26 protein-coding genes are annotated in these 25652 nt (G+C 63.8%); 10 read left to right on the top strand and 16 right to left on the bottom strand.

The window, feature by feature from the left end; all coding sequences use genetic code 11:
- Positions 1-43 precede the first annotated feature (43 nt).
- Both NKH99_RS07675 and NKH99_RS07670 read right to left on the bottom strand, forming a co-directional pair.
- A complete protein-coding gene (locus NKH99_RS07675) occupies positions 44-388 on the bottom strand; it encodes a DUF2185 domain-containing protein (protein WP_352541554.1) in 345 nt (114 codons plus the stop codon).
- Positions 389-464: 76 nt separating this feature from the next.
- Positions 465-1358: a DMT family transporter gene (locus tag NKH99_RS07670; protein ID WP_353013570.1), complete on the bottom strand. Its 894-nt coding sequence runs from the start codon at positions 1356-1358 to the stop codon at positions 465-467.
- A 90-nt stretch (positions 1359-1448) separates the two neighbouring features.
- Here NKH99_RS07670 and NKH99_RS07665 point away from each other — a divergent pair, with 90 nt between their 5' ends.
- Both NKH99_RS07665 and NKH99_RS07660 read left to right on the top strand, forming a co-directional pair.
- Positions 1449-2375, top strand: a complete 927-nt coding sequence (locus NKH99_RS07665) for a LysR substrate-binding domain-containing protein (RefSeq protein ID WP_352770896.1) — start codon at positions 1449-1451, stop codon at positions 2373-2375.
- Positions 2376-2599: 224 nt separating this feature from the next.
- Positions 2600-2833 carry a DUF2093 domain-containing protein gene (locus tag NKH99_RS07660; RefSeq protein ID WP_031211156.1) on the top strand — a complete coding sequence of 78 codons (234 nt, stop codon included), beginning with the start codon at positions 2600-2602 and terminating at the stop codon, positions 2831-2833.
- A 249-nt stretch (positions 2834-3082) separates the two neighbouring features.
- Here NKH99_RS07660 and lpxK read toward each other — a convergent pair whose 3' ends face one another.
- From lpxK to NKH99_RS07625, 7 genes are all read right to left on the bottom strand, one after another.
- Positions 3083-4111, bottom strand: coding sequence for a tetraacyldisaccharide 4'-kinase (lpxK, locus tag NKH99_RS07655; protein WP_352474385.1), 1029 nt, complete (start codon positions 4109-4111; stop codon positions 3083-3085).
- Position 4112: 1 nt separating this feature from the next.
- A complete protein-coding gene (gene waaA / locus NKH99_RS07650; protein ID WP_352474386.1) occupies positions 4113-5429 on the bottom strand; it encodes a lipid IV(A) 3-deoxy-D-manno-octulosonic acid transferase in 1317 nt (438 codons plus the stop codon).
- A complete protein-coding gene (locus tag NKH99_RS07645; protein ID WP_023717166.1) occupies positions 5426-6205 on the bottom strand; it encodes a lysophospholipid acyltransferase family protein in 780 nt (259 codons plus the stop codon). Before NKH99_RS07645 ends, waaA begins: the two co-directional genes overlap by 4 nt.
- A 5-nt stretch (positions 6206-6210) precedes the next feature.
- The gene (locus NKH99_RS07640; RefSeq protein WP_023674378.1) at positions 6211-6456 is read right to left on the bottom strand and encodes a DUF4170 domain-containing protein; all 246 of its coding nucleotides are present in this window, start codon (positions 6454-6456) and stop codon (positions 6211-6213) included.
- Positions 6457-6530: 74 nt separating this feature from the next.
- Entirely contained in the window at positions 6531-7337 is an 807-nt protein-coding gene (locus NKH99_RS07635; protein ID WP_352685491.1) for a 3'(2'),5'-bisphosphate nucleotidase CysQ, read from the bottom strand.
- Complete coding sequence (locus NKH99_RS07630) at positions 7324-8667, bottom strand: TldD/PmbA family protein (RefSeq protein ID WP_352685492.1); 1344 nt, start codon at positions 8665-8667, stop codon at positions 7324-7326. Before NKH99_RS07630 ends, NKH99_RS07635 begins: the two co-directional genes overlap by 14 nt.
- A 253-nt stretch (positions 8668-8920) precedes the next feature.
- A complete protein-coding gene (locus NKH99_RS07625; RefSeq protein WP_352685493.1) occupies positions 8921-9610 on the bottom strand; it encodes a DUF8692 domain-containing protein in 690 nt (229 codons plus the stop codon).
- Positions 9611-9699: 89 nt separating this feature from the next.
- Here NKH99_RS07625 and NKH99_RS07620 point away from each other — a divergent pair, with 89 nt between their 5' ends.
- Positions 9700-9834 (top strand): hypothetical protein, encoded by a 135-nt coding sequence (locus tag NKH99_RS07620; protein ID WP_352474393.1) that lies wholly within the window; start codon positions 9700-9702, stop codon positions 9832-9834.
- Between the two features lie 126 nt (positions 9835-9960).
- Here NKH99_RS07620 and epmA read toward each other — a convergent pair whose 3' ends face one another.
- A complete protein-coding gene (epmA, locus tag NKH99_RS07615; RefSeq protein ID WP_353013420.1) occupies positions 9961-11007 on the bottom strand; it encodes an EF-P lysine aminoacylase EpmA in 1047 nt (348 codons plus the stop codon).
- 114 nt (positions 11008-11121) lie between these two features.
- On the opposite strand from epmA, the gene efp reads away from it, so the two are divergent.
- A complete protein-coding gene (gene efp / locus NKH99_RS07610) occupies positions 11122-11688 on the top strand; it encodes an elongation factor P (RefSeq protein WP_353013418.1) in 567 nt (188 codons plus the stop codon).
- Positions 11689-11820: 132 nt separating this feature from the next.
- On the opposite strand, the gene NKH99_RS07605 is transcribed toward efp, so the two are convergent.
- On the bottom strand, positions 11821-12828 hold the full coding sequence (locus tag NKH99_RS07605; RefSeq protein ID WP_352685496.1) for an AraC family transcriptional regulator: 1008 nt from the start codon (positions 12826-12828) through the stop codon (positions 11821-11823).
- Positions 12829-13054: 226 nt separating this feature from the next.
- On the opposite strand from NKH99_RS07605, the gene NKH99_RS07600 reads away from it, so the two are divergent.
- The 5 genes from NKH99_RS07600 to NKH99_RS07580 all read left to right on the top strand — a co-directional run bounded on the left by NKH99_RS07600 (position 13055) and on the right by NKH99_RS07580 (position 18267).
- Positions 13055-14437, top strand: a complete 1383-nt coding sequence (locus NKH99_RS07600) for an FAD-binding oxidoreductase (protein WP_352541563.1) — start codon at positions 13055-13057, stop codon at positions 14435-14437.
- A gap of 666 nt (positions 14438-15103) precedes the next feature.
- The gene (locus NKH99_RS07595; protein WP_352474399.1) at positions 15104-15256 is read left to right on the top strand and encodes a hypothetical protein; all 153 of its coding nucleotides are present in this window, start codon (positions 15104-15106) and stop codon (positions 15254-15256) included.
- 142 nt (positions 15257-15398) lie between these two features.
- Positions 15399-16379: a hypothetical protein gene (locus NKH99_RS07590; protein ID WP_352771568.1), complete on the top strand. Its 981-nt coding sequence runs from the start codon at positions 15399-15401 to the stop codon at positions 16377-16379.
- Entirely contained in the window at positions 16379-17413 is a 1035-nt protein-coding gene (locus tag NKH99_RS07585; protein ID WP_353013416.1) for a hypothetical protein, read from the top strand. Before NKH99_RS07590 ends, NKH99_RS07585 begins: the two co-directional genes overlap by 1 nt.
- A gap of 113 nt (positions 17414-17526) precedes the next feature.
- The gene (locus NKH99_RS07580) at positions 17527-18267 is read left to right on the top strand and encodes a gamma-glutamylcyclotransferase (protein WP_352746985.1); all 741 of its coding nucleotides are present in this window, start codon (positions 17527-17529) and stop codon (positions 18265-18267) included.
- A gap of 114 nt (positions 18268-18381) precedes the next feature.
- Here NKH99_RS07580 and NKH99_RS07575 read toward each other — a convergent pair whose 3' ends face one another.
- From NKH99_RS07575 to NKH99_RS07555, 5 genes are all read right to left on the bottom strand, one after another.
- A complete protein-coding gene (locus NKH99_RS07575; protein ID WP_353013414.1) occupies positions 18382-19257 on the bottom strand; it encodes a class I SAM-dependent methyltransferase in 876 nt (291 codons plus the stop codon).
- A gap of 201 nt (positions 19258-19458) precedes the next feature.
- Positions 19459-19965, bottom strand: coding sequence for a hypothetical protein (locus tag NKH99_RS07570; RefSeq protein WP_352474406.1), 507 nt, complete (start codon positions 19963-19965; stop codon positions 19459-19461).
- 14 nt (positions 19966-19979) lie between these two features.
- Positions 19980-21029 (bottom strand): methyltransferase, encoded by a 1050-nt coding sequence (locus tag NKH99_RS07565; RefSeq protein WP_353013412.1) that lies wholly within the window; start codon positions 21027-21029, stop codon positions 19980-19982.
- A gap of 169 nt (positions 21030-21198) precedes the next feature.
- Positions 21199-23715: a two-component system VirA-like sensor kinase gene (locus tag NKH99_RS07560; RefSeq protein WP_353013410.1), complete on the bottom strand. Its 2517-nt coding sequence runs from the start codon at positions 23713-23715 to the stop codon at positions 21199-21201.
- Entirely contained in the window at positions 23712-24626 is a 915-nt protein-coding gene (locus NKH99_RS07555; protein WP_352685504.1) for a cytochrome-c peroxidase, read from the bottom strand. Before NKH99_RS07555 ends, NKH99_RS07560 begins: the two co-directional genes overlap by 4 nt.
- Before the next feature lie 234 nt (positions 24627-24860).
- Between NKH99_RS07555 and NKH99_RS07550 the strand changes: the two genes are divergently transcribed.
- Positions 24861-25640 carry a response regulator gene (locus tag NKH99_RS07550; RefSeq protein WP_353013408.1) on the top strand — a complete coding sequence of 260 codons (780 nt, stop codon included), beginning with the start codon at positions 24861-24863 and terminating at the stop codon, positions 25638-25640.
- Positions 25641-25652 lie beyond the last annotated feature (12 nt).

The following is a 25652-nucleotide window of genomic DNA, read 5'->3' as shown; positions in this document are numbered from 1 at the left end:
CGCTGTCTATAACTCGCTAGCAAGGCTGGTTCCACAGGCGGCTTTAATCATCATCTGGGGGTTCGAACTTCTGACGGACAAACTTCCCCTCGATTCTCAAAAACGCACTTCCACAAGGCGCCTCTAAACAAGAGGTAATGAGCGGGTCGTAATTCGCAATTGTATTGACATCGTACAACCCGGAATTGTTGGGGTCGTTGATGTATTCGTCAGATTCATCGCCTGCAAAAAAGCACCATCCGCTATCAACCGGATGATCTGGCGTTTCGCGGTAAAGATAGCCTACTTGCGCGCCATCCACGGTGATGCGGTCGGTCGCAATACAGCTGCCGTAACCAACTGCTATTGGGCGAAACGTCGAACCATCCCTGAAAAACGTCTTAGGCATTCAAAGCTCACTGGTGGCAACCGTACTTCTAGTTAAATCAGCCGCGTACGCCACCAGCAGTCAAGCACTAAAGCTCTCATCTCTTCAAATTCACCACAATGACGCCGCCCAGCGCCAGCGCCCCGCCGATTATGCCGAGCAGCGTCGGCACCTCGCCCAGCCAGAAGAAGCCGATCAGCGTCGCCATCGGCGACACCAGATAGAGGAAGTTCGAGGCACGCGCCGCGGGCAGGCGGGAAAGCGCTGTTGCCCAGGCAGCGTAGGCGATCAGGCTGGGTACGATGCCGAGAAAGATGACGGCGCCGAGCCCGGCGGTGTCGGCGACCGCCGCCTGCGCCAGACCGCTCGGCAGGAACGGCGACAGGCAGAGCGCGCCAAGCACCATGTTCGAGGCCGAGATCGTCAGCGGGTGATGGCGGGCAAACAGCGGCTTCTGGACAATGGTGTTGACGGCCGAGCACAGCGCCGAGCCGAGGACAAGCAGCGCACCGCTGTTGAAATGCAGCCCTTGCCCCTCGCCCATGGCGATGATCCCGATACCGGCGAAGGACAGGAATGTGCCGGCCCAGGCCAGGCCCGAGAAGCGTTCGCCGAGCAGCGCCATGGCCATGATGGCGGTGAAGATCGGGCTGACATTGATGATGAAGCCGGCCGCACCGGCCGAAACGGTCAGCTCGCCGAAATTGAGCATCACGGTGTAGAGTGCGACGAAGACGGCACCACCGAAGACAAAGCGCCAGAGTTCATCGAGCCTGGGCAGTGCCGGCCGCTTGACCGCGAGGAAGATCGCCGCCGGAACCGCGGCGATGGCAAAACGCAGCGCGCCAAGTTCCAGCGGCCCGAAGGCGGCAAGGCCGGCGCGGATCGCCGGAAAGGCGGACGCCCAGCCGACCACCGTCAGCGCCACCGCGATGGCAGCCGTGGCATCCATGCGCTGTGTCGTATTCAACGTGCCGGTGTAAGCGCTCATCTGGGTGTCCTCGCGATCCAATGCCATGAAGTAGAGAAACGCCATTGCGGGTCGGTTGACAAACGAACAAATCGAGGATCACCTGTGACTATGGATCACAGCTTAGACCCGATGCTGCCGCTCGAAACGCTGCGCGCCTTCGACGCCGCGGCTCGGACCGGCAGCTTTTCGGCGGCGGCCGAGAAGCTCAACATCACCCACGGCGCCGTCAGTCGGCAGATCGCCAAGCTCGAGGGCTGGCTTGGGCTGAAAGTCTTCGATCGCGGCGCGCGCGGCGTCTCGCTGACCATCGAGGGCAACCGCCTGCATCTGCGCACCACCGAAGCCTTTGCCCTGATCGCCAGCAATTCGGATCGCTGGGTCGAGCCGCGCGGCACGGCGGTGGTGCGGCTGACCTCGATCCCCTCGGTCAGCGGGCTGTGGCTGATGCCGCGCATGGCGGCGCTGGAGAACCACCCGTCCAAGCTGCGTATCGTGCTCGACGTCGACATCCGCCAAGGCGATCTTGCCGACGAGGGCATCGACCTGTCGATCCGCTGCGGGCGCGGTCGCATTCCGGGCCGGATCTCGGTGCAGCTTTTCGAAGAATATGTGTTCCCGGTCGCCTCGCCGGGACTGGCCAGGGAGATCGGTCGCGGAGATCCCGCCCGACTGCTCGAATTTCCGCTGATCAATGATTCCGACGCTTCAGCCTGGCGCGCCTGGTTTGCGGCGCAGGAGATGGACTATCGGCCGCGGCCGCACGACCGCCGTTTCGAGGACTACAACCTCGTGCTCGACGCCGCCGCGCACGGGCTCGGTATTGCGCTGGCACGTCCGCCGTTGACGGTGGACCAATTGAAATCGGGCCGCATCGTCGCCGTAGACGAGCGCAGTGCGCTAAGCCCGATATCTTACTGGCTCGACCGGCCGCTGGGGCGCCCGCGCGCCGCCGCCGCCGAACTCGCCCGGCGCATCGCGGTCCAGGCCGGGCTGCCAGCGAAGAAGATCGAGCAGTTTATCACCGCCGAGGAATGAGAAGCGCGTCGCGTTCGACCGGCCTCATGCGACGCGCTTCAGGTTCTTGTGTTTATGCATGTCGCGCAAAACCGCTGCACACTTTTGCGCGACATGCATTGGCATCCGCTTTGCCGACTTGTTCGAGCAAGTGTCACCAGAAACAGAACCAGGCGAGGCCAACCCGAGCTTGACCTCGCCGCAATTTGTGGCGATGACATCGTCATGAATTTCGGCACCACCCCATGATGAACCGTTTCGAAGGACCCGGCGGCAAGGAAGCCCGCATCCGCTATCTCGACGGCGACTTCCAGGTGACCAGCCCCGGCGCCTTCGTACGCTGCGCGGTGACCGGCGAGAGCATCCCGCTCGACGAGCTTAAATACTGGAGTGTCGCCAGGCAGGAACCCTATGTGAACGCCGCTGCCTCGCTGCGCCGCGAGATCGAAGCGCATCCGGAACTGCGCCGCCGACGCTAGTCCAGCGCAAATGGAAGCAGCCCCGTTGCGATCCTGCGCCCTCTGCCGCGGCGTCAGGCCGGCAACACCGAAACCTTAGAGGCCATGAAATAAAAAACCCGCCTCAAGTTCGAGGGCGGGCCACCGGCGAATCATCACCATACCCAAATTACTAGCATAGCTGCCGGCACAAAGCAAGAACAAAATACGTTCGACCGGCGGAAAGCCGCAAATTCCAGTCCCGCATTGCCTCGGTGCTCACGCTTCTGGTCAGCCTTTAAGCCGGCGCTGCCGCCAGGCATCCAGCGTCTCGTCGATGATGCGTTGCGGCACATGGTCGAGCTCGAAGACGGTGTCGATCTCCAGCACATCGAGCCCGTCGAGGAATTCCGGCGGTGCCGCGCCGTGACGCAGGCGGGCAGCGTCCTTGGCGGTGGTAATGAGACCAAGCCCGGCTTTACGTGCTGTCGCCGCCAATTCGGCAAGCTCGTCCGCACTGTAGAAATGATGGTCAGGAAACGGTCGGGTCAGCGCAAGCTCGCCGCCGGCCTCGGCTACGGTGTCGAAAAACCTGTCGGGATGGCCAATGCCGGCGAACGCCAGGAACCGCCTGCCGGCCAGCGTCACCTTGCTGCTCGGGGCAGTGTGCGCCTCGAAGATCGGCCTGCCGGCGCGCGCTGCCTGGCGCACGACCGTATCGGCCGCGGTGCCCTCGCCCATCTTCAGCAAGGCGCTGGTGAAGACCAATTGGTCGACGATCTTTGCCCGCAGCGGCCCGCCGGGGATGACGCGGCCATTGCCGATGCCATGTCGCGCGTCGACGACGACGAGCGCATAGTCGATGTGGATGCGCGCGCTCTGAAAACCGTCATCCATGATCAGGAAATCGCAGCCGAGCTTCTCCAGCAGAAGCCTGGCGCCGGCGGCCCGGTTCGGCGTCACCGCGACCGGGGCGTGTTCGGCCAGAAGCAGCGGCTCGTCGCCGACATGCTTGGCGGCATCGTGGTGCGGATCGACGATATGCGGCTGCGCGAAGGAGCCGCCATGGCCACGCGACAGGAAACCCGGATTAAGCTGCATGCGCCTGGCCTGCTCGGCCAGCGCGATCGCCACCGGCGTCTTGCCGGTGCCGCCGACGGTGAAGTTGCCGACGCAGAGCACCGGCGCCTCGACCTTTTCACGCGGCGCGTGCCGCATGCGGCGACCGGCGACAAGCGCATAGACGGCGGAGAGCGGCGACAGCGCCGTGACCCGCCAGTCCGGCTCTTCCCACCAGAAGGGCGGCGCTTCCGAGGTCACGTCAGCGCCCGTTCGCGCCCTTCAGGCGCGACTTGACGACCAGCGGCTGGATATAGGGCTCGAGCGACCTGAGCGTATGCGCCAGCGCACCGCGCATCTCGTCGACCGTCGCCGCACCCGCCGCCATCATCTCATGGCGGGCCGCCTCGTTGGTCAAAAGGAAATTAACGGCGCCGGCCAGCATATCGCGGTCGCGCACCAGCTTGGCGCCGCCGCTATCGAGCAGGCGCTGATAGGCCTCGCGAAAATTCTGGACGTTGCGGCCGGCAAGCACCGCTGTCTCCAGCATGGCTGGTTCCAGCGGGTTCTGGCCGCCCTCGGAAGTCAGCGAACGGCCGACAAAGGCAATTTCCGTCAGCCTCAGATAAAGCCCCATCTCGCCGATCGTGTCGCCAAGCAGAATATCGGTGTCGGCGGTGATCCTGTCGCCCTTGCTGCGCTGCGCCAGCTTCAGGCCCATGCCGGAAATCTGGGCGGCCAGTTGCCCGGCGCGATCGGGATGGCGCGGCACGATGATCGTTAAAAGCCCGTGGTGGCGCTTGTGCAGCATGGCGTGAACTTCGGCGGCGACCGCCTCTTCGCCGTCATGGGTCGAGATCGCCGCCCAGGTCGGGCGGCCGCCGATCTGGCGTTTCAGCGCCGCCAGTGCCCGCTCGTCGGCCGGCGGCGGCGCGGTGTCGACCTTGAGATTGCCGGATACAGTGACCGGCCGGGCGCCGAGCGAAAGGAAGCGCTCGCCATCGAGATCCGACTGGGCGACGACATGGGCGAGATTTTCGAACAATGCTTCGGCAATGTTGGCGCGCTTCTTCCAGGACTTGAAAGAGCGGTCGGACAGCCTGCCGTTGACCAGAACCTGCGGCACGCGGCGGGCGCCGAGTTCCAGGATGGTCATCGGCCAGATCTCCGATTCGGCGATGATCGCCAGGTCCGGCTGCCAATGATCGAGGAAGCGACTGACCGCCGGCTTGAGGTCGAGCGGCACATATTGGTGGATGATGCGGTCGCCCAGCCGTTCCTCGGCGACCTGCGCCGAGGTGACCGTGCCCGTGGTCAGCACGATGTTGACGCCGTAATCGAGAATGCTCTCGACCAGCGGCACGACGGCGATGGTCTCGCCGACGCTGGCTGCATGGATCCAGATCACCGGGCCTTCGGGGCGCTCGCGTCCGGCGACGCCGTAGCGTTCGCGCCGGCGAATGCGATCCTCCTTGCCTCTGGAAGTGCGCCAGGCGACATAAGGCCCGGCCAACGGGTAGGCGGCCGCCCCCGCGAAACGGTATGCGGTCAGGAAGGCGCGCGCCCAGCGCACACTCATTTCGAACCGTCCACAAGGCGATAGGCCTCGGCGGTCGCGGCATTAAGCGAGGCCGTGACCTCCTGGCGCTTGCGTTCCATTTCGGCGGCGTCGGCGTTGGCCGGCACGAAGACAGGCGTGCCGACGACGATCGAGGAGCGGCCGAAGGGCAGGTTGATCGTCGTCTTGTCCCAGCTGCCCTCGATCACCTTGCGGCGGCTGGTGGCTATCGCGGCAGGCAGGATCGGCCGGCCGGACAGCCGCGCCAGAAGGACGACGCCGAGCCCCGCATCGCGCGGCGTGCCGTGGGGAATATCAGCAATCATGGCGACATTCTTGCCGGTGGCGAGCGACTTTTTGAGGGCGATGAGCGCCTTGGCCCCGCCCTTGTCGAGATGCCTTGCGCTTTCGCGCCCGCCAGAGCCGCGCACCGCCTCGATGCCGAATTTCTCGACCATCAGCGCGTTGAGCTCGGCATCGGCGCTGCGCGATACCATGGCAACCAGCGGCCGTCCCTTGGGATAGTAGGCCGGGGTCAGCAGGTGCTGGCCGTGCCAGAGCGCGATGATGCCAGGCTCGAGCTGCGCATAGGCGCCGCCGGAAAACTTGGCCGATCCGTCGACCATGCGGTTGGTCAAGCGGACAAGGCGGACGAAATACGCAAACAGCGCGGCAAGCGCATTCTTGACGAATCGCGACTGCGCCAGCGGTTCGCGGATCTTGCGCCAGAACGTCTTCGGCTTGCGACGTCTGACCGCCGACCGCGGGGCTGATCGCTTGACCGCTTCATGGTTCATCGATGTCAACCGACAGCCTTGTTTTCGGGGTCGAGGAGGCGGTGCAGGTGAACGACGAAATAGCGCATATGGGCATTGTCGACGCTAGCTTGCGCCTTGGCCTTCCAGACGGCGTGCGCCGATTGGTAATCCGGATAAATGCCGACAATATCGAGCGCGTCGAGATCGCGGAATTCGGTGCCGCCCAGCTTCTTGAGTTCGCCGCCGAACACCAGGTGCAAAAGCTGCTTCTTTCCGTCTTCAGCGGCCATGTCGATCCTTCACATATCGTGAGTTTGGGACAGGTCTAGACCAAAGCCGCCGACTTTGGAACTATTGATAGTGGTCAATTGTCCAGCCCGGCGATGACGCCGGCGAGCACGGCGAGGAGTTCGCCGCTGCCGGCGGCGAGCGGTCCGTGACGGATCACTTCGCCGGCATAGAGCGGCGCGCGGCCATGCCGATCGAGCAAGGCGCCGCCTGCCTCGCGCAGGATGAGATCGGCCGCGGCGATGTCCCAGTCATGTGCGTTGGCCTTGACGAAGGTGGCATCGAGCTGGCCGCCGGCGATCATCGCCAGCCGGTAGGCGAGCGAAGGAATATAGGGCACGCGCTTCAGCCGTTTGTGCCATTTCGCCGGCATCAGGTCGATCATCGCCTTCGGTCCGGCGATTTCGGCCGTTTCCGCCGGCGGACGCACGCTGATGCGCCTGCCGTTCAGGAACGCGCCCTCGCCCGGCAGCGCCCAATAGATTTCGCCCTTCGCCGGGCAGTCGAGTACGCCGGCAAGCGTTCGGCCGTTCTCGACCACAGCGACGCTGACGCACCATGTGGGCAGGCCCTCGAGGAAGCCGCGCGTGCCGTCGATCGGATCGACGACGAAGGTGCGGCGCGCGACAAGCCTTACCGGGTCGTCGACGGTTTCCTCCGACAGCCAGCCATAATCCGGCCGGGCCGCCAGCAAGGTCTCGCGCAGATATTTGTCGGCGGCGTGATCGGCTTCGCTGACCGGCGAGGTGCCGCCCTTCATCCACACTTGCGGATTGTTGTTGAAGTATTGCATGGCGATGAGCCCCGCCTCGCGGGCGGCATCGCGCAACAGCTGCAGGTCTTCAGTAGCGCCGGCTGAGACGGCCGGGTCAAGCTCCGGCAAGGGTCATTCCTTCGATCAAAAGCGTGGGCGCGGCGGTGCCGAAATTGCGGTCGAGATCGCTCGCCGGAACCATGTTGAGGAACATCGTCTTCAGATTGGAGGCGATGGTCACCTCGGCGACGGGATAGGCCAGCTCGCCATTTTCGATCCAGAAGCCGGAAGCGCCGCGGCTATATTCGCCGGTCACCATGTCGACGCCCTGGCCGAACACTTCGGTGACGTAGAAGCCGGTCTTGAGCGACTTGATCAGCTCTTCCGGCGTATTTTCCCCGGGCTCGATGGCGAGATTGGTCGACGACGGCGAGACCGACGAGCCGCTGCGCGAGCCGCGCCCATTGGTGACGAGGCCAAGTTCCCGAGCCGCCGAAGTCGACAGGAACCAGTGGTTGAGCACGCCCTTGTCGACCATGAACAGTTTTTCGCCCTCGACGCCTTCGCCGTCGAACGGGCGCGAGGCCTGTCCACGGCGCCGGAGCGGCTCGTCGGTGACGGTGATTGCGGCCGAAGCCACCTTCTTGCCCATCATGTCGCGGAGAAAGCTGGTCTTGCGCGCCACCGCGGCGCCATTGATGGCACCGGCAAGGTGGCCGGCAATGCCGCGCGCCACACGCGGATCGAACACCACGTCGACAGGCCCGGTCGCCGCCTTGCGCGCGCCAATGCGGCGTACAGCGCGCTCACCGGCCTTGCGGCCGATGTCTTCCGGCGCGTCGAGATCGGAAAAGTGCTGGCGCGAGGAGAATTCGTAGTCGCGCTCCATGCCGGTGCCCTCGCCGGCGATCACGCTGGTCGAGCGCGAAAAACGCGAGGCGACGTAGTGGCCGACGAAGCCGTGCGAGGTGGCGAGCACCAGGCCGCCAAGCCCGGCACTGGCGCCACTGCCGGCCGAATTGGTGACGCCCTTGACGGCAAGCGCCGCCGCTTCGGCGGCAAGCGCTGCTTCCTTCAACTGGTCCGCCGACACCTCGGTGGCGTCGAACAGATCGAGGTCGCGCGGTTTCTTGACCAGCAAGGCCGAGTCGGCGAGGCCCTGATAGGGATCCTCGGGGGACACCTTGGCCATGGCGACCGCGCGCTCGGCCAGCATATTGGGGTCCGATGCCGCTGTTGCCGAAACGCTGGCTACCCGCTTGCCGACGAAGACGCGCAGCGAGACGTCCTCGCTCTCGGACGCCTCTGTGCCTTCGACCTTGCCAAGCCGCACCGACACGCCGGTCGAGCGGCCGCGTACCGCAACGGCATCGGCGGCATCGGCGCCGGCCCGTTTGGCAGCCTCGACCAGGGCCGCGACGCGATCGGTCAGTTTCGCTGCGTCGAGCGTATCGGTCATGCGCATGATCCTGTTATTTCCGGCCGGCTGAAGGGCAGCCGCTGCTGCACCATCTATTGTCCCGATGCCGCTTCTGCAATGGGAGAAGCGGACAATCAGGAGGCATCTAGCCCCAGGTCAGCGCGACCGATCCAGAGATGGTGCGTCCTTCCAGACGCACAAAGGACGGCTTAGATCCGAGGTGGCCGTGACCGAAAGCCGCGACGGCGGCACCGCTGCCGGCGACGAGTCGAAGATGCGGCGTGTGCGACCGTCAGCCTGTAGAGTTGGGATCGGCTGGATCCACCCACGGGCGGCCCAACCGTGTCACCATCGCCGCGTACCCGACGGCACCTGCCGCCCAAAGGAAGATGCCAAGCTCTTTGACAGCGTCTTCGGCGATGTCGACCGCCGAACCCGGGCTAGGAAACAGCTCTCCCAGCTGGTCGATCGCTGCTGACATCGCGAGTAAGAAGCCTGCGGCCACAAATACGATCGAGCCGTCGAATGTCTTCCGTCGCAGCCGAAAGAACCAGAACAACCCGGCGACGGCGTAGGCAATCATCGTAACAATCTCTGGTATCGCGACAAACGGCAGCACGTCCTCATGGATCAACAACAGGTCATCGAGGCCCATGACCAAGGTAAGGCCGCCGAGAAACGTGCAATCCCATCGGTGCGTGAGCAGACCGGCAAACAGGGTCGCCGCGCCGGTGCCGATCCACAGTGAAGCACCTAGGGACGAAATCCACCCCGTATAGAAGCCGACATCCGCGGCTGCAGATGGATCTCGATAGAAGATTGTAGCGTCCAGACCAAGAGTTTGCGCGACGAACAGCGCGGCCAAGAGCATCACAACATTAATCGCCACGGCCGCAAGTATGACCAGGCGCCAGGACATTGTCCATTCGCTGCTATGTTTTGCGTTCAGCGCGTTTTTGTCTGGCATTGTGCCGAAGGCCATTCTGAGTACGACGGCCGATAGCTCCGCGGCGCCGAGAACCCCGCCAGCACTATGCCGGCCCACCATGATCGTGGCAACACACGGAACGGTTGCAGCGTCTCGCACATGACGAGGTCGTCGCGGTGCAGTTCCTGGCCAGCGCCAACCAACGCACCATGCCGCTCGAAATGTTCATCGGCTTGCGCGAAAAGCTCTCCCCGGCAATAGCGCCGCCGCCACGCTGATGATGGGGCTGTCGATAATCCTCCTGGTCGTCGCCAATCTTCTGGCTCGACGGAGCCGGCGGCGGCCTGGACCGACCATCTGATCCTGGCTTTCAAGCCGGGCGAGATCGGCTTGTCCAACCTTCCTCAGGGACCAGCCACCGGCGTCCAGATCACGTCGTCGATCCTGAGCGCGCCGGTGGCGAGCATCACCAGCCGGTCGAAGCCGAGCGCCGCGCCGCTCGCCTGCGGCATGATGGCGAGCGCGGCGAGGAAATCCTCGTCGATCGGGTAGCGTTCGCCATAGACGCGCTGCTTCTCATCCATTTCGGCGGCAAAGCGTCGGCGCTGCTCGGCCGGATCGGTCAATTCGCCAAAGGCGTTGGCGAGTTCGATGCCGCAGCAATAGAGCTCGAAACGCTCGGCGGTGCGTGGATCGTCGGCGCTCGGCCGGGCCAATGCCGCCTCCGAGATCGGATATCCGAAAAGAATGGTAGCGCGCCCCTGCCCCAGCGCTGGCTCGATTTTTTCGACCATCACCCGGCTGAACAGGTCGGCCCAATTATCGTCGGGCGCGGTCCGCAATCCGGCCTGGACCAGGGCGGCACGCAACCCCGCGCGGTCGGTGTTGCCATCGGCCGCAACCGTCGCCAGCAGATCGATGCCGGCATGGCGCATGAAGGCTTCGGCGACGCTCAACCGTTCCGGCCCGGCGAACGGATCGGCCTCACGGCCGCGGAAGCTAAAACGCTTCGCTGCGGCCCGTTCGGCCGCCAGCGCTACGAGCTCGGCGCAATCGCGCATCAGGCTCTCATAGGTCTCGCCGACGCGGTACCATTCGAGCATGGTGAACTCAGGATGGTGCAAGGGGCCGCGCTCGCGGTTGCGCCAGACAGCCCCGAGGCTGAAGATGCGCTCCTCGCCGGCGGCAAGCAGCTTCTTGCAGGCGAATTCCGGCGACGTGTGGAGGTAGAGCGGCTGGCGCTGCCCGTCCGGCCCGATCGCCTCGGTGGCAAAGGCCGACAGGTGCGCTTCATTGCCGGGCGAGACCTGCAGGGCCGATGTATCCACCTCGACGAAGTCGCGGCGGGCGAACCAGTCGCGCATCCCGGTGGCAATGGCATTGCGCAGGATCAGCCGCGGCCGGCGGTCGGCGTGGACATGCGGCGTCCACCACGGCGAGGCGGCGGTCATCGGCTTCAGGGGAATTGCACAGAGGGCTGGCGATTGCGGCCAAGATGCGCTAGGCCGCACGCAACGGCCTCTCCAGCCGATTTGCGCCAACAAATTTTATCAGGATGGAAACCCGTGAAGGTCATCGCCAGCTCCTTACGCAAAGGCAACGTCGTCGAAAAGGACGGCAAGCTTTATGTGATCCTCTTTGCCGAAAACATTCATCCTGGCAAGGGTACGCCGGTCACCCAGCTCGACATGCGGCGTATCTCCGACGGGGTAAAGGTTTCCGAGCGTTACCGCACCACCGAGCAGGTCGAGCGCGCCTATGTCGAGGAGCGCGAGCACACGTTCCTCTACCTTGACGGCGAAGGCTTTCACTTCATGAATCCGGAGACTTACGACCAGGTCGCGGTGCCGGAAAGCGTGGTCGGCGACATGGCGCCCTATCTGGTGGAAGGCATGCCGGTGCAGATCTCGCAATACAACAACATCGCCATCTCGCTGGTACTGCCGCAGCGCGCCACTTTCGAGGTGGTCGAGACCGAGCCGGTGACCAAGGGCCAGACGGCGTCCTCGTCCTACAAGCCGGCAACGCTGTCCAACGGCGTGCGTACCCTGGTGCCGCCACACATCAGCGCCGGCACCCGCGTGGTGGTGATGACCGCCGATGGCGCCTATGTCGAGCGCGCGAAAGATTAAGGCGCGAAGTCTGACACGCCTCGCCGAAGGCGTCGCGGCGGCCGGTCATCGTCTACCGCTTTGTGCCAGGGGCTTTCGAGCATTGGGACGCTGCACGCGGACCGAAGCGTCAACGCCCCTGCCAGTTCCTTCCTATTGCACGACGCCAGCGGGCAATCTCTGAGCCTCGAGCAACGCCGACCGTCCCTTTCGCCAGGTGCCAGGTGGAATGCCGACGAACTTTTTGAAGGCGCGATTGAAGGCGGCTTCCGACTCGTAGCCGACCTCGGCACCCGCTTGCGCGATGCTCATTTCGGGGCGTTCGAGCAAGCGTCCTGCCAGTTGTAGACGCCAGCGAGCAAGATAGTGCATGGGCGAGACCTCGACATAGTGGGTAAAGCGGCTCGCAAACGCCGTGCGCGAGAGCCCTACTTCGCGGGCGAGCCGGTCCAATGTCCATTCCTCCCTGGGGCGAGCGTGGATGAGCCGGAGCGCCTCGCCGACATGTGGATCCCGTAGGCCTGACAGCCAGCCGCGCGAATCGTCGGGCAGGGTCTCGAGATGGCGGCGGATGATCTCGACAAACATCAGCTCGCTCAGCTTGGCGAGTATCGTCTCACAGCCCGCCCGCCCACTGCCACCTTCTGCCAGCGCCAGCCGAAAAAGGTCGATAACCCAGCTGCTTCCATCGGCGGGCTTGCGGGCGCACAGGATGGCCGGCAATGCGGCCAGGAGAGGATTGAAGGGACGCGCATCGCAGCCAAGATACCCGCAAATGAACCGGGTCCGCTCGTCTCCGCCGCCACCATGGATCACCGCGAACGGCAGGCTCTCGTCAATCGGCCGATAATACATCGCCATATTGGGCTCGCCCCGTGCCCCGGGCGAGGAGCTCAAGACGTTCGGAACACCACCGGGGAAGACAACGACATCACCGGCGTTCACGAGCACCGGGGGCACCGAATCGTCTCCCAGCGCGGCCCAGCACGAGCCCGACATCACGGCATGAAAAGAAATGATGTGCTCTGCCTCCGGCATGATGGCGGCGGCAATGTCGGCCGTGCCCGGCGACTCGCCAACCCAGGGAGAGCTGGCGTCAACGTCGAAATAGATCGCACCGGTGAGGCGAACGGCTCGGAGCACATCGGAAAGGACATCCATGCACTACACCTCCGGAAACGATCGGCTACTCCCTTTGACAACGAGTTTTTCCGCCAGGCATCTCGAACTATCCGGCAATATGGCCGCCCGAGCAACTATCCATCCGGTCTAATCCTACTCTGAACGATCGGGCAACAGAAATGGACGATGTGACATTTGCGGGAACAGCGGACGGGATTAGCGTTTCATCGGCCGGCCGACAGGTCCAATAACAGGGAGGAATGTCATGAACGATGAAGACATCACCAAATTCGCAGCAAGCCTGCGAGGCGAAGTCATCCGCGCCGGCGACGCCCGCTATGACGAGGCCCGCAAGCTCTACAACGGCATGATCGACAAGCGGCCGCTGATCATCGCCCGCTGTGTCGACGTCGCCGACGTAATCACAGCGGTGAATTTCGGCCGCGACAACAATTTGCTGGTTGCGGTACGTGGCGGCGGCCATAATGGACCAGGATTGGGGAGCTGCGACGACGGTCTGGTGATCGACCTGTCGGCGATGAACGGCGTGCGCGTCGATCCGGATGCCCGCACGGCGCGGGTAGGCCCGGGCTGCACTCAGGGCGACCTCGACCATGCCACCCATGCCTTTGGCCTGGCCGTACCGGCGGGCATCATCTCGACCACCGGGGTCGCCGGACTGACGCTGAGCGGCGGCCATGGCTATCTGACGCGCAAATATGGCCTGACCATCGATAATCTGGTCGAGGCCGATGTCGTGCTTGCCGACGGAAGCTTCGTCACCGCCAGCAAGGAACGGAACCCCAACCTGTTCTGGGCGCTTCGCGGCGGCGGCGGCAATTTCGGCATCGTTACCAGCTTTGTGTTCAGGCTCCACCGGGTCAGCATGGTCTTTGCGGGGCCGATCGCATGGGATCAGCGCCACGCCCGCACCATCATGCAGCATTATCGCGAGTTCCTGCCGAACGCGCCCGAAGAACTCGGGATCTTCCTCGGGCTCAAGACCGTCCTGTCGAGCGCACCCTTCCCGGAAGAGTTTTGGGGAAAGCGGATGTGTCTGCTGATGTGCTGCTACAACGGCCCGGAGGAAAAGGGCAGAGAGGCGCTGGCCCCGCTGCTCGATGCGCTGCCCGCGCCCTGGTTCAACTGGATGGGAACGATGCCCTATCCCGCGGTGCAGAGCATGTTCGATGGGCTCTACCCGAAGGGAATGCAGTGGTACTGGCGGGGCGATTTCGTCAAGACGCTGTCCGACGAGGCGATCGACGCCCATCTCGAGCAGGCGGCGAAGACGCCGAGCGAGCTATCGCTCATGCATCTCTACCCGATCGATGGTGCGGTCCATCGCGTCGGCAAAGACGAGACACCCTGGAATTACCGTGATGCGACCTGGTCGATGGTCATCGCCGGGATCGATCCGGACCCACAGAAAGCGGGCCCGGTGACGCGCTGGACCAAGGCCTACTGGGAGGCCGTGCATCCATTCGATCTGGGTGGCGCCTACCTGAACTTCATGATGGATGACGAGGGCGATGCAAGGCTCAAGGCGGCTTATGGCGACAACTATGAGCGCCTGGCTACGCTGAAGAAGAAATACGACCCGAACAACCTCTTCCGGGTGAACCAAAACATTCGACCGGCTGCTTGACGGCGGCCCTCGTCAGACCGGCAAGCGTACCGGCCGGCCCAGCTAAGGCCCGGCCGGTACGATAGCTTGCCGGTCAGGACGCTCTGATCCAGACCAGCATCTCGCCGGAATCGTGGTGTCCCGGGCGAAATACGGCATGGTGACTTTTGCTGCCTCGACCGCCGGTGATTTTTCAAACGCCTCTTTCCTGTCAACAGCCGACAGCGTGACGACTCCGCGGGGCACGTTCGAGAGCTGACTACATTTGAAACCAGGCCAGACGACCGCCGAATGGCGTCCAATGAGCCATGCCGGGCTGCTTTTCAGGCTACCCCGCGTTTCTGATCGTGGTGGGCCGCGTACTGTCCATGCACAAGTCCGGACCTGTTTGGCGACACCCCATCATTGACTGGATCGTTCGCACATGATCGACAAAATGACCCGGAAATGACCGAGATACAAAGCTTTCCTTCAGTTGTGCATCAATAAGCCGCGACAATTTTTTAGCAATCTTTAGGCAAATTCTCAGGTTTATCGACAAACAGCAGACAATTCGGCAGCAGACAATTCGGCACAACGGTCTTTACTGGATTTATGTGGATGGCAATGCATCCCTACTTGACACCGGGACAAGCTGAAGAGCTATGCTGAACATCGGTCGCAAGTTTGCGCGGAGGGAATCTGTTCATGGATTTCATCGAGAGTTGGTTTGGTATTTCCCCTGACGGCGGCGACGGATCGACCGAAGCTCTCTACATACTTGCCGTTGTCGCAATATTGGCGCTCGCATTCCACAAGCACATCGTGCAGTTCGCGCGCGGTTTCTTCGCGCGGAAATAGCCCGCGTACCGTTCGAGCCCAGCTTTATTCGTCTGACCAGAGTACAAACGGCACCAGTCGTCTGACACGCCAATTCACTGTTGCCGCGCGAATCCCGTTGTTATCAGAGCGTTGCCCTGCGTTAGCTTCAGAGGGGAAGTCGATGCGAGGAATAGCGGCAATCCTGCGAGCACTGTTCTCCGCCTGGATTCCGGCACTGATCGAGATGGCTCGCCGTTTCTGTCGCCGGTGGCGGCTAGGGGGCGACCGCCGGGTCGACCAGAAAGGGTCCCGGGCGCATTGCGTACCGATCGATCACCCTGCTTTCTGCCGGCCTGACCCGCTGATCTACGATCAGTATTACCTGACCGGCCTTGGTCTCGCGGTCACCTGGGATAATCCCGATATCGAGCTACGCCAGGGTGGTGTGCCCGTTCCCGCCGGCAGGTTGCAGGCGGATACCGACTACGAGGTGCGGGTTCGCGTCTGGAACGCCTCCCCGGATGCCGTCGTCGTCAAGATGCCGGTCCATCTGTCCTATCTGTCGTTTGGCATCGGAACCGTGTCGAATCCGATAGCCACCAGGCCGGTCTCGGTCGGGGTGATCGGATCCGCCAGCCAGCCTGGGTTCGTCTCCTTCGACTGGCATACGCCGCGGCAAGCAGGTCACTATTGCCTGCAAGCTTTGCTCGACCCGGCCGATGACGCCAACTTCGCCAACAATCTCGGGCAAGAAAATACCGATGTCGGACTGGCCCAGTCGCCAGCAACATTTCAGTTCGAGTTGCGCAACGCTACCCGTCGGCCGCAGCGGTACCGGTTCACCGTCGATGCCTACACCATTCCGCCGCTCGGCCCCTGTCGCGACGACCGGCAGCCAACGGAAGAGACCGCCAAGGCGGAGCAAAAGCGCCGGTTGGCGGCACACTTGCCGTCAGCTCATCCCCTGCCGCCGGGCTGGAAGGTCGAGATTTCGCCTGACCTGCCGTCGCTGGCGCCGGGCGAACAGGTGACGATCACGGCGGTCGCTACGCCGCCGGACGGCTGGACCGGCCGGCAGGCCCTCAATCTGAATGCGTTTGACGAGGGTGACCGCGCCAGCGGCGGCGTCACCTTGACCGTCCTCAGCAGCTTGGAGCCGTGATGGCCACCGACGACAAATCCTGGACCAAGTGCACGACCGCCGACGAGGTGATTTCGGTCAACCAGTACATCAGCGCGGCGATTACCAGCGGCATATTCGCAGCCGTGATGGTCGTGGTGGTGGTCGCGATGGACGAGCCGTGGTGCATACCGATCGCGCTGGTGGTGACTGAGATTGTGTGGATTCTCGCTTATTGCGACTGGTGGCTCAACAAACGGCTGGTTTGCCTGGGCGAGCCGGTGAGTATCGTCGGCATGGTCATCAGCATCGAGCCGCCGTCGGAAAAGACCTGGCCAGGAAGCCTGGACTCCGACTACAGCCTCAATTTGCTGCTGCCGAACAACCCGGTGGGCGTCTCCCAGGCCGTTGCCGCCGCCAGTGCCCCGTTCGGCTATCTGATGGCCGAAAACGCAATCACCTCCTCGCGCGGCTTTCTGTTCACGGGGAACCCGGCGGAGGACAAGGTGACCGGAGTAAAGTCAGAGGCGCTGCATGTGGAGTTCGAAGGGGCATCGATCCATGACCTGCAGACCGTCAACATCCTCGCCCTGATCGCCGCCCTGGCAGCGCTGGCGCTATGCATGTCGGGCGTCGGCGCGGTCGTCGCCTACGTATTGGCGCTTCTCGCCTTGCTCGCTTCGCTGCTCGGCGCGGCCTTCAGCAGTTCGGACACCGCCAGTCCGAGCGATGCCGGCTTGCCGAGCATCGAGACCAACAAGGGCGACGGAACCGGAGCGACAATCCTGGGGGTGACCGGCCGGTGGGTCTATGATGCCGGACACATCCACGACAGCTTTCATGAAGGCCACAACGAACTGCATCCGGTCCAGCAGGCCCAGATTCTGGGACGGCCATGGGACGGCGACTGGCCCGACGATATCGACGAAATCGTTCGGGGCTACCAGGACGGCTACGCGCAGTCTCAGGATCCGCTCACCAAGGCGCAACAGGCCCGGCCCGGCTCCCGGTGGTCGGTCCATCCCTATGTTGACGGCTGCAACGACACCGTCCGGCCAGATCAGCCTCCGCACTAAGCCAGTCAGGCTGTTGGACACGATAGTTCGAATCCCGATACCGCGCTGGTTTACTCGGCCCTTGAGAATCCTTCAGCCTTCGGCAACATGGCGGCGAGGCTGAGAGCATGAGGATGAGCAAGGTCATTTCCGCCGCATCACGGCGTTCGCCGCGCAAGACACCGATGGCGCTGACCGAGGCGCTGGTCGCCCGCACCTTGCGTGCGGTCGAGGATGCCGGGCCGACGCCGGGCATGGTCTACATGACCGATGCCGATTACGCGCGCATTCGCGACGAGGTGCTGGCCGGCGCGCCGGGCGGGCCGGTGAAGCTGTTCGCCTATGGCTCGCTGCTGTGGAAGCCGGCCGGCGAGGTCAGGGGTGGCGAACGGGCCGTGGCGACGGGCTGGCACCGTTCGTTCTGTTTTACAGTGCAGCGCTTCAGGGGCACGATCGAGCAGCCCGGCCTGATGATGGCGCTCGACCGCGGCGGCCAATGCCAGGGCATGGTGTTCGAGATCGCCGAGCCGGTGGCGGCCAATCTCGAAACGCTGCTGCGCCGCGAGATGACCATCCTGCCGGCCGTCAACGTGCCGCGCTGGCTGCAGGTCAGGACAGGCGACGGCATGTGCCAAGCGCTTGGTTTCGTTGTCGATCCCGCCAATCCACGCTACGCGGGCAAGCTCGAAAAGCGAGCGATAGCGGCGACCCTGGCCACGGCCGTCGGCCATTGGGGTTCGGGCGCCGAATATCTGTTCGAGACCATTCGCCATCTCGACACCTGCGGCATCCGCGACCGCAATCTCTGGCAGTTGCAGGAACTTGTGGCCGAGGAGATCGGTCGGGCGCTGCGATCGGGCTTCATTCGTCCCTGAGCCAGACCAGCATCTCGTCGGGCCCCCAGGCGAAATCGATGTTGTGCAGGTCGACGAGATGTCCCGCGCGCTCGCCGATGGCAGTATCGAGCATCGCGTGTCCTTCCTTCGGTTCTATGCCAGTGTGTTCGCCCATGCGCCGACAAAGGGCGGCAGCATGATGCACGTCTGCTGCTCGACAGCCTCGTTGCGCAGCCGCTCGGCGAGGGTATCGACTTCCACCTCGGCGGCGGTTGCGGTACCGACTGCCTCGGCCATCGGCAACAGGCTGCGCAACGTGCCGGCAATGTAGTCGTAGATCGGCGAGTCGGGTCCGCTGCCGGCGAGGCCGGCGGAGTTCATCCGCGGCGCCGGCAGCCCTGCGCCGGCGAACACCATGGGCAGCCTGCCACCCATGTCGACCTCGAAACCCGCGCGCTCGATCGTGTCGATGATCCAGCCGCGGCATTTGCCGAACAGCGGCGCCTCTGGAAAACTGCGGGTGAGCGGCATCGCCATTTCCTGGACGGCGACGATGCCGCCAGGCCGCAGGAAACCGGCAAGCCTGCGCAGGGTTGCGGCCGGGTCGGGCAGATACATCAGGACAAGCCTGCCGATCACCGCATCGAAGCTCCCGTCGGGCGAGAATGTATCAAGCTCGGCCGTCGTGAAACGTGTCCAGTAACACTGGCCGGATTCAGTGGCGCGCCGCTCGGCAATGTCCACAGCCTCTGCCGAGCGATCGACACCAAGCACGCTTCCCGCCGGTCCGACCAGCCTTCCGGCCAGCAAGGAGACATCGCCTACGCCGCAGCCAATGTCGAGCACGCGCATACCGGGTCCTATGCCCGCACTGCGCAGGACATGCTCGGTAAGGTCGTGAATGAGCGCTCCCTGCAGCTCCAGGCGCTTGAATTCGCTTTGCGTGTAACCCAACGCATAGGGACGCGGATCCATGGGGCTCTGATCACGGTCGGTCTTCGGCGCATGTTCGGCAAGCAGATTGTACATGTTTGACTCCATGATCGATTTATCCGGGATTTGTGACCGCTGGGCAGCCTGATGACCGCCCAGGGCCCGACCGTCACGATCGGAGATCGGTGCTACAACGTGATTTCCGGAATCGGGAATTGCGTTACGACTGAAACAGGCGCCCGTGCCTGGCATACCACGCAAGCGGAGAACCACCCTGCGCCCGGCGTTCGGACGCCACTATGATTTCGGCGCCCGCGGAACGAACACGATATGCGGCGTCTTCGGCGGACGACCGGGCGGCACATAGTCCGGAACCGGCGTATCGTCTGCCGGGAGCGAAAGCACATATCGGTGGATGGCGCGCAGGTCGGGCTCGCTCATGGCACGCAGGTTGAACCATGGCATGGGCGGGCGCGTCTCGATCGTGCGCGCGAACTGTACCCAGTCGTCCTCGTCCATGGTCCGCAAAAATTGGCGAAGATTGGTCGGGTAAGTCGTACCCCACGGCCCGTTGAAGCCGAGCGAATCGCCGATCAGCCATCGATCCTGCGGAACGTTGCCGGCCTTCTCCAGGTACCCTGGCGTGTGGCAGTCATTGCAGCCGCCGATTTTCACCAGGTATCGACCGTGCTCGATCGAAGCGGTCGCGGACGCCGCGCCGACCTCACCCTGGTTGAGCGTTGCGGCGGTGAATGCTGCGGCCAGGCCAAGGGCGGCAATTGCGATGAGAGCTCTTCGTGTCATCAGCTTCTCCGCTGCTATTTCATGCCGACGATCATCGAGTGAGGCCCGGCGAGATGCTCGCAGCGGACCTCCGCAAAGCCCGCCTCCCGCATCCAGCCCATGCCGTCGGCGCGCGTGTAGTCGAACCCGCCATTGGTGTTGACCAGCATGTTGAGGCTCATCAGCAGACCCGCAGCGTTGTCCCGTCGCTCGTCATCGATGATCTGGTCGTAGACGATGAGCACGCCTTGTTTCGGCAGCGCGGAATGGGCCTTTGCCAGCAGCGCGCGCTTCACCTCCAGGTTCCAGTCGTGCAGGATATGACCCATCACCAGCACGTCGGCGGAAGGCAGCGGCTCGGCAAGGAAGTCGCCGGGATAAAACCGAAGCCGGTCTGCAAGTGCGTGCCGCTCCACATAGGCCTCGAACACCGGCCGCATCGGCGGCAGGTCGAAACCGCCGCCGGTGAGATGCGGATGGGCGCGGCCGACCTCGACCGGAAGCCTGCCTTCGGCTGTGCCGATATCGATGAAGGTACAATAGTCCACCCAGGGAAAATGCCGGGCGAGCGCCTCCGCCACCTGGAGGCTGCCGCCGGTCATCGCCTGCGCGAACATCTTTACCTTGTCCGGGTCCGAAAACAGCATGTCGAACAGATCTTCGCCGTCCTGGGTGCCGTTTTGCGGTTTGCCCGTCCTGAGCGCGTCGGTGAGCGAGCCCCAGTTCGCGTAAAGCAGCTGACCGGCCCTGGCGAGCATCCCGCCAACATAGGTCGACTTGTTGCGGTCAAGGTAGCGGTCAGTCACGGGCGTGTTGCAGTAGACGTTGCCCTCGCGCTCAAGCATGCGCAGCGCAACCAGCGCGTCGAAGAAATCCTGCGCTCCCCGCTCATGCAGTCCGAGCCGGTTTCTCAGTGTTTCCCCTTCGAGGGGTCCGGCCGCCAACTCCGTGAAAAGGTCAAGTTCGACGGCGCTCAGCAACGTCTTCGATGCCCAGAAGCCGAGGCCGAGTTGCACAAGGCTTTCGGGCGACAGTTCTGCGACGTCATTCGCCTGTTTCGTTACCTCGGTGATGGTTGCGTCCATAAGATTTCTCCTTCCTCAAGAGACCATGACCTTTCCAAAACGCCGGTTCCCGGTTTTTCGGGATCATGGTCTGAGCGCGGGAGGACCATCGACTGGCCCGGCTACGGGTCGATTTCAGCCAGCTGGGATTTTGGTTACGGTTGTAACGAAGAAATCCGGCCAGCCGTGATCAGCCTGAATGCAGATGGCGGGCAAGGCATTGTGCGACGGCGGCCGACAGCAGCGGCTTCTTGACGACTTCGCTTATGCCGGCCGCCGTCAGTTGGCGCGACCGCAGCTGACGGCCGTAACCGGTCATCAGCACGACCGGAAGGTCGGGCCGGATCTTGTGCAACCGGCCGGAGAATTCGATCCCTGTCATGTCGGGCATGACCTCGTCCGTCAGCACCAGGTCGAAGCGTTCCGGATCGGTGCGAAATGCGCTGAGAGCCGCGGGGCTGCGGTCGAACCCGACCGGCTCGTAGCCGAGCGCGGCGAGCATTTCCTCCGCAAGTTGCATCAGCGGCGTGTCGTCGTCGACGACGAGGATCGTCTCGCCGTTGCCATGCTTGACCGGCACCTCGGCGGCGTCGCTCTCGTCCTCGTTCTGGGTTGCTTCGGCGGCCTCGATCCGCGGAAAATAGATCTCGAAGGTCGTGCCTTCGCCGGGCTCGCTGTTCACGTCGACCGCGCCTCTGTGCGCTATGACGATGCCGTGCACCGTCGACAGGCCGAGCCCGGTGCCTTGCCCTGCCGGCTTGGTCGTGAAGAACGGCTCGAAGATACGCTCGAGCGTCGCCTGATCCATGCCGCTGCCGGTGTCCCTGACGGCAAGGCGGAGGTAGCGCCCGGCAGGCAGGTTGCCGTGCGACAGCATCCGCGCCTCGACGAATTCCGTCGTGTCGAGACCGATTTCCAATGCGCCGCGGTTGTTCATCGCCTGCGCCGCGTTGGTGCCGAGGTTCATCACCACCTGCTGAAGCTCGGTCGGATCGCCCATCATCGCCGCATCCGCGGCTGCAAGACGCGTCTGCACTGAAAGCGTGGCGGGGAACGAGGCGCGCAGCAGGTCGATCGCTTCGGCAACCACGGCTTCCGCCCGCAGCGCGTGATGCTGCCGCTCGTGACGACGGCCGAAGGCGAGGATCTGCTCGGTGACGTCCTGCGCCCGCCTGCCGGCCTGCATGATCTGCTGGACGTAGCGCCGCGCGCGCGACTCCTTCAGCAGCACCGCCAGCGCCATCTCGCTGTAACCAAGGACGGCACCGAGGATGTTGTTGAACTCGTGCGCTATGCCGCCGGCGAGCGTCCCGATCGCTTCCAGCCGTTGCGACTGATTGAGCCGCGCCTGCAGTGCCTCACGCTCGCGTTCGTTGTGCTCGCGCACGATGGCATTGGCGAAAATCTCGGCCGCGGTGCGCAGCAGTGCAATGTCGTCGTCGGCCCAATGCTTTTCGTGCGTGACGGTATCGAGAGCCAGAAAACCCAACCGCTCGCCGGCATGCCACATCGGTATGCACAGCCACGATCGAAACTGGTGCGCCTGCAGGGATGCCTTCTCCCGCCCCTCGGGAAGCTCGCCGACGCGGGGAACGTCGATGCAGCCCTGCCGCTCGTGGTCGGCCAGCGTCCAGCGTGAAGCCAGCTCGATCATGTCCTTCGACAGGCGGGCCGGCCTGCTCCCGCCCGGACGGCGATAGAAGTAGCCGCCGGAAGGATCGGCGATGTGGCTGACGAAAATCTGGGCGCCGTCGAGCCCGGCATGTTCGACCAGGCGCGCGAGGCCCTTGCTGATGCCGGCGCGGATGCGGTCACGCGGCAGATTGATGAACTGCGTGGAGATCGAGGCGATCAGGTCCTCGAATTCCAGCCGCTCGCGCAGGATCCGCGCGTTGCGGCGCAGGCGGGCGAACAGGTAGGCGACATAGCCGACGAGGCCCAACGCGGCGACATAAAGCAGCGTCTGGAACAGTTCGGCCCGCGCCGCGGCCCGCCCATGCGCACCGAGATAGACGTCCTGCAGCGCGCGAGCCCGCTCGCTCGTCGGCGCGGTCTGCAGGCGGGCGACGAGATCGTCGACCGCCGGAAGCCTGGTGACGATAAGCCGGCCGTGGGAGACAAGCGAGAGTACATCGCTTGCAGGCACGGCATCGACGGAGGGCCTTGCCAGCCGGTCGAGTGCGGCGGTTACTGCTTTTGCCGCATCCGGCTGGGGATCGCTGATAAACCGCGACATTGCGACCATCAGGGCTCCTATCTCGACCGCTCGAAGGCCGTCACCCTCGCTCGTGAGACGACCGCTCATATAGTTGAAAAAGTTCAGCGAGTTCTGCAGCAGCGCGTTATCGGACTTGAACCTCTCGACGAGCGCTTCCTCGTCGCGGATCGCGGCGATGACTTCGGCGATCCGCTTGTCGATGTCCGCCCGTGTTTCGCCGCTTGCTGCGTAGCGGGCAGCCGGCAGCGTCTGCGTCGCCTCATCCAGGTTCTCGATCGACCGCACAAGCGGATCGTAGCTGCGCAGCAGTCCCGCGCGTGCCCTTAAAACATCGCGTTGGAGTGCGGCGTTATAGAGGATGACCGTCCTGAGCGCATCGAGCGTGCGCTCGTGGCGCGCCGCATCGGGAGCCGTGCCCTGCACCAGGAGGTAGGTCAGGGCGATGAGCAGGCAGGCAACGATCGGCGCCAGGATGCGTAGCGACTTCATTGTTGCAGACGATCGGCTGCGCTGGTCAACGGCCGGCCGCGATACTCGCCCGTCAGTGTCCCGAGGAATTCGACGATGAGATCGGCATCGCGCTGGTCGAGCTCCCGGCCGAGTTGGTTGCGCGCCATGATCTTCACCGCGTCTGCGAGCGATGCGGTGCGGCCATCGTGAAAATACGGCGCCGTCACCGCGACGTTGCGCAGGCTGGGAACGCGGAACACATGGCGGTCGCTCTCGGCGCCGGTAACGGCGAAGCGGCCGAGATCCGCCTTGGTCAGGGTCTTCTGGCGAGCGAAGGGATCCTGGAAGATGCCGAATTTCTGAAACAGATTGCCGCCTACGTTGGCGCCCTGGTGGCAGGCGACGCAGCCATACGCTTTGAACAATTGATAGCCGTGCTCTTCGTCGGTCGTGATGGCGTCGCGTTCGCCCTTGAGATAGCGGTCGAAACGGGCATCGGGCGTGATCAGCGACCGTTGAAAGACAACAAGCGCATCGAGCACGCTTGTCCGGTCGGGAATGGCGCCGTAGGCCCTCGCGAACCGCTGCGAATACTCAGCATTGGAGCGCAGCTTGGTCAGCAATTCCTCCCAGCTCGTATTCATCAGCCTGTCATCGAGCAGGGCTGCCTCGTTCTGCTCTTCGAAAGTGCGGAAATTGCCGCGCCAGTTCAGCCGGAAATCGAGCGCCGCGTTGAAGACGGTCGGCGTGTTGAAATCGAGCGGCTTGCCATCCGCCGCCACGGAACGGGCCAGACCGTCGTCGCCGCTGAAATCGAGCCTGTGACAGGAACTGCAGGCGACGACATCGCCATGCGACAGGCGGGCATCGTTGAACAGGCTCTCGCCAAGCGCGATCTTCGCCCGGTCGGAGGGGCCGCTGGCCGTGATCGGTGCAATCGGCTCGCCCATCGGCGGGGCCGGCTGATTGCTCTGGGCCAACGCAAAAGGTGCCGCCATTGCCAGGCAAAGCGGAACAAAAAGCCCCGCCCGAACCTTACCAATCTGCTGATGTGCCATCGAGCGAGCCTGTGGCAGGGTGTGCGATCACGTAGATCATCGGCGTTCACCAATAAATCGCCGAAAATCGACGTTTAAATAAAGCAACGGCTCGGTCATGAGTTCCATGCTTGCGGACGGTGCGAGATGTCAGCCGAACAAAACATTCGCCACGAACAGCAGTCGAAAGGCAGTATCGAGCAGCCAGCGGCGCCGAAGCATATCCTTGTCGTCGACGACGACCCCGAAATTCGCGATATGCTCACCAATTACCTGGAGAGCCAAAACTTCAGGGTTAGCGCGGTCGCCGACAGCCGGGCCATGTCGCGCGTCCTCAATGAAAAGCCCGTAGACCTGACGATCCTCGACATGCGGCTTGCCGATGAGGACGGGTTCGACATCATGCGGCAACTCGGCAGTCCGCCGGAAGCGCCCATCATCATCATCACCGGCCACAGGTGCGACGAGGTGGATCGCGTCGTCGGCCTGGAACTCGGCGCCGACGACTACATCACCAAGCCCTTCGGCCTCAGGGAGCTGCTGGCGCGCATTCGCGCCGTGCTGCGGCGATCGCGGTCGACGCAGCCGCAGCCGCGCGGCAAGAAACCCATACGCTATCGTTTTGCCGGCTGGGAGCTCGACATGCGGATGCGGCGCCTGAGGTCGGCGGCGGGCGAGGCAACGCCGCTGACCGCCGGCGAGTTCAACCTGCTGACGGCGTTCCTGAAATCGCCGCAGCAGATCCTGAGCCGCGAGCAGCTTCTCGCTGCCAGCCGCGTGCACGACGAAGAGGTGTTCGACCGCAGCATCGACGTGCAGATATTGCGGCTGCGCCGCAAGCTCGAGGTCAATCCGAGCGAGCCGAAGCTCATTGTTACGGAGCGTGGCGCCGGCTACATATTCGCGACTGCGGTCGAGGTACTTTGAGCCGCTGCCGCG

This window comes from Mesorhizobium sp. M0854 (assembly GCF_040319815.1).
Classification (GTDB): Bacteria; Pseudomonadota; Alphaproteobacteria; order Rhizobiales; family Rhizobiaceae; genus Mesorhizobium.
The sequence above is the reverse complement of the archived record's forward strand: the minus strand, read 5'-3'. Positions and strand labels throughout refer to the sequence as shown.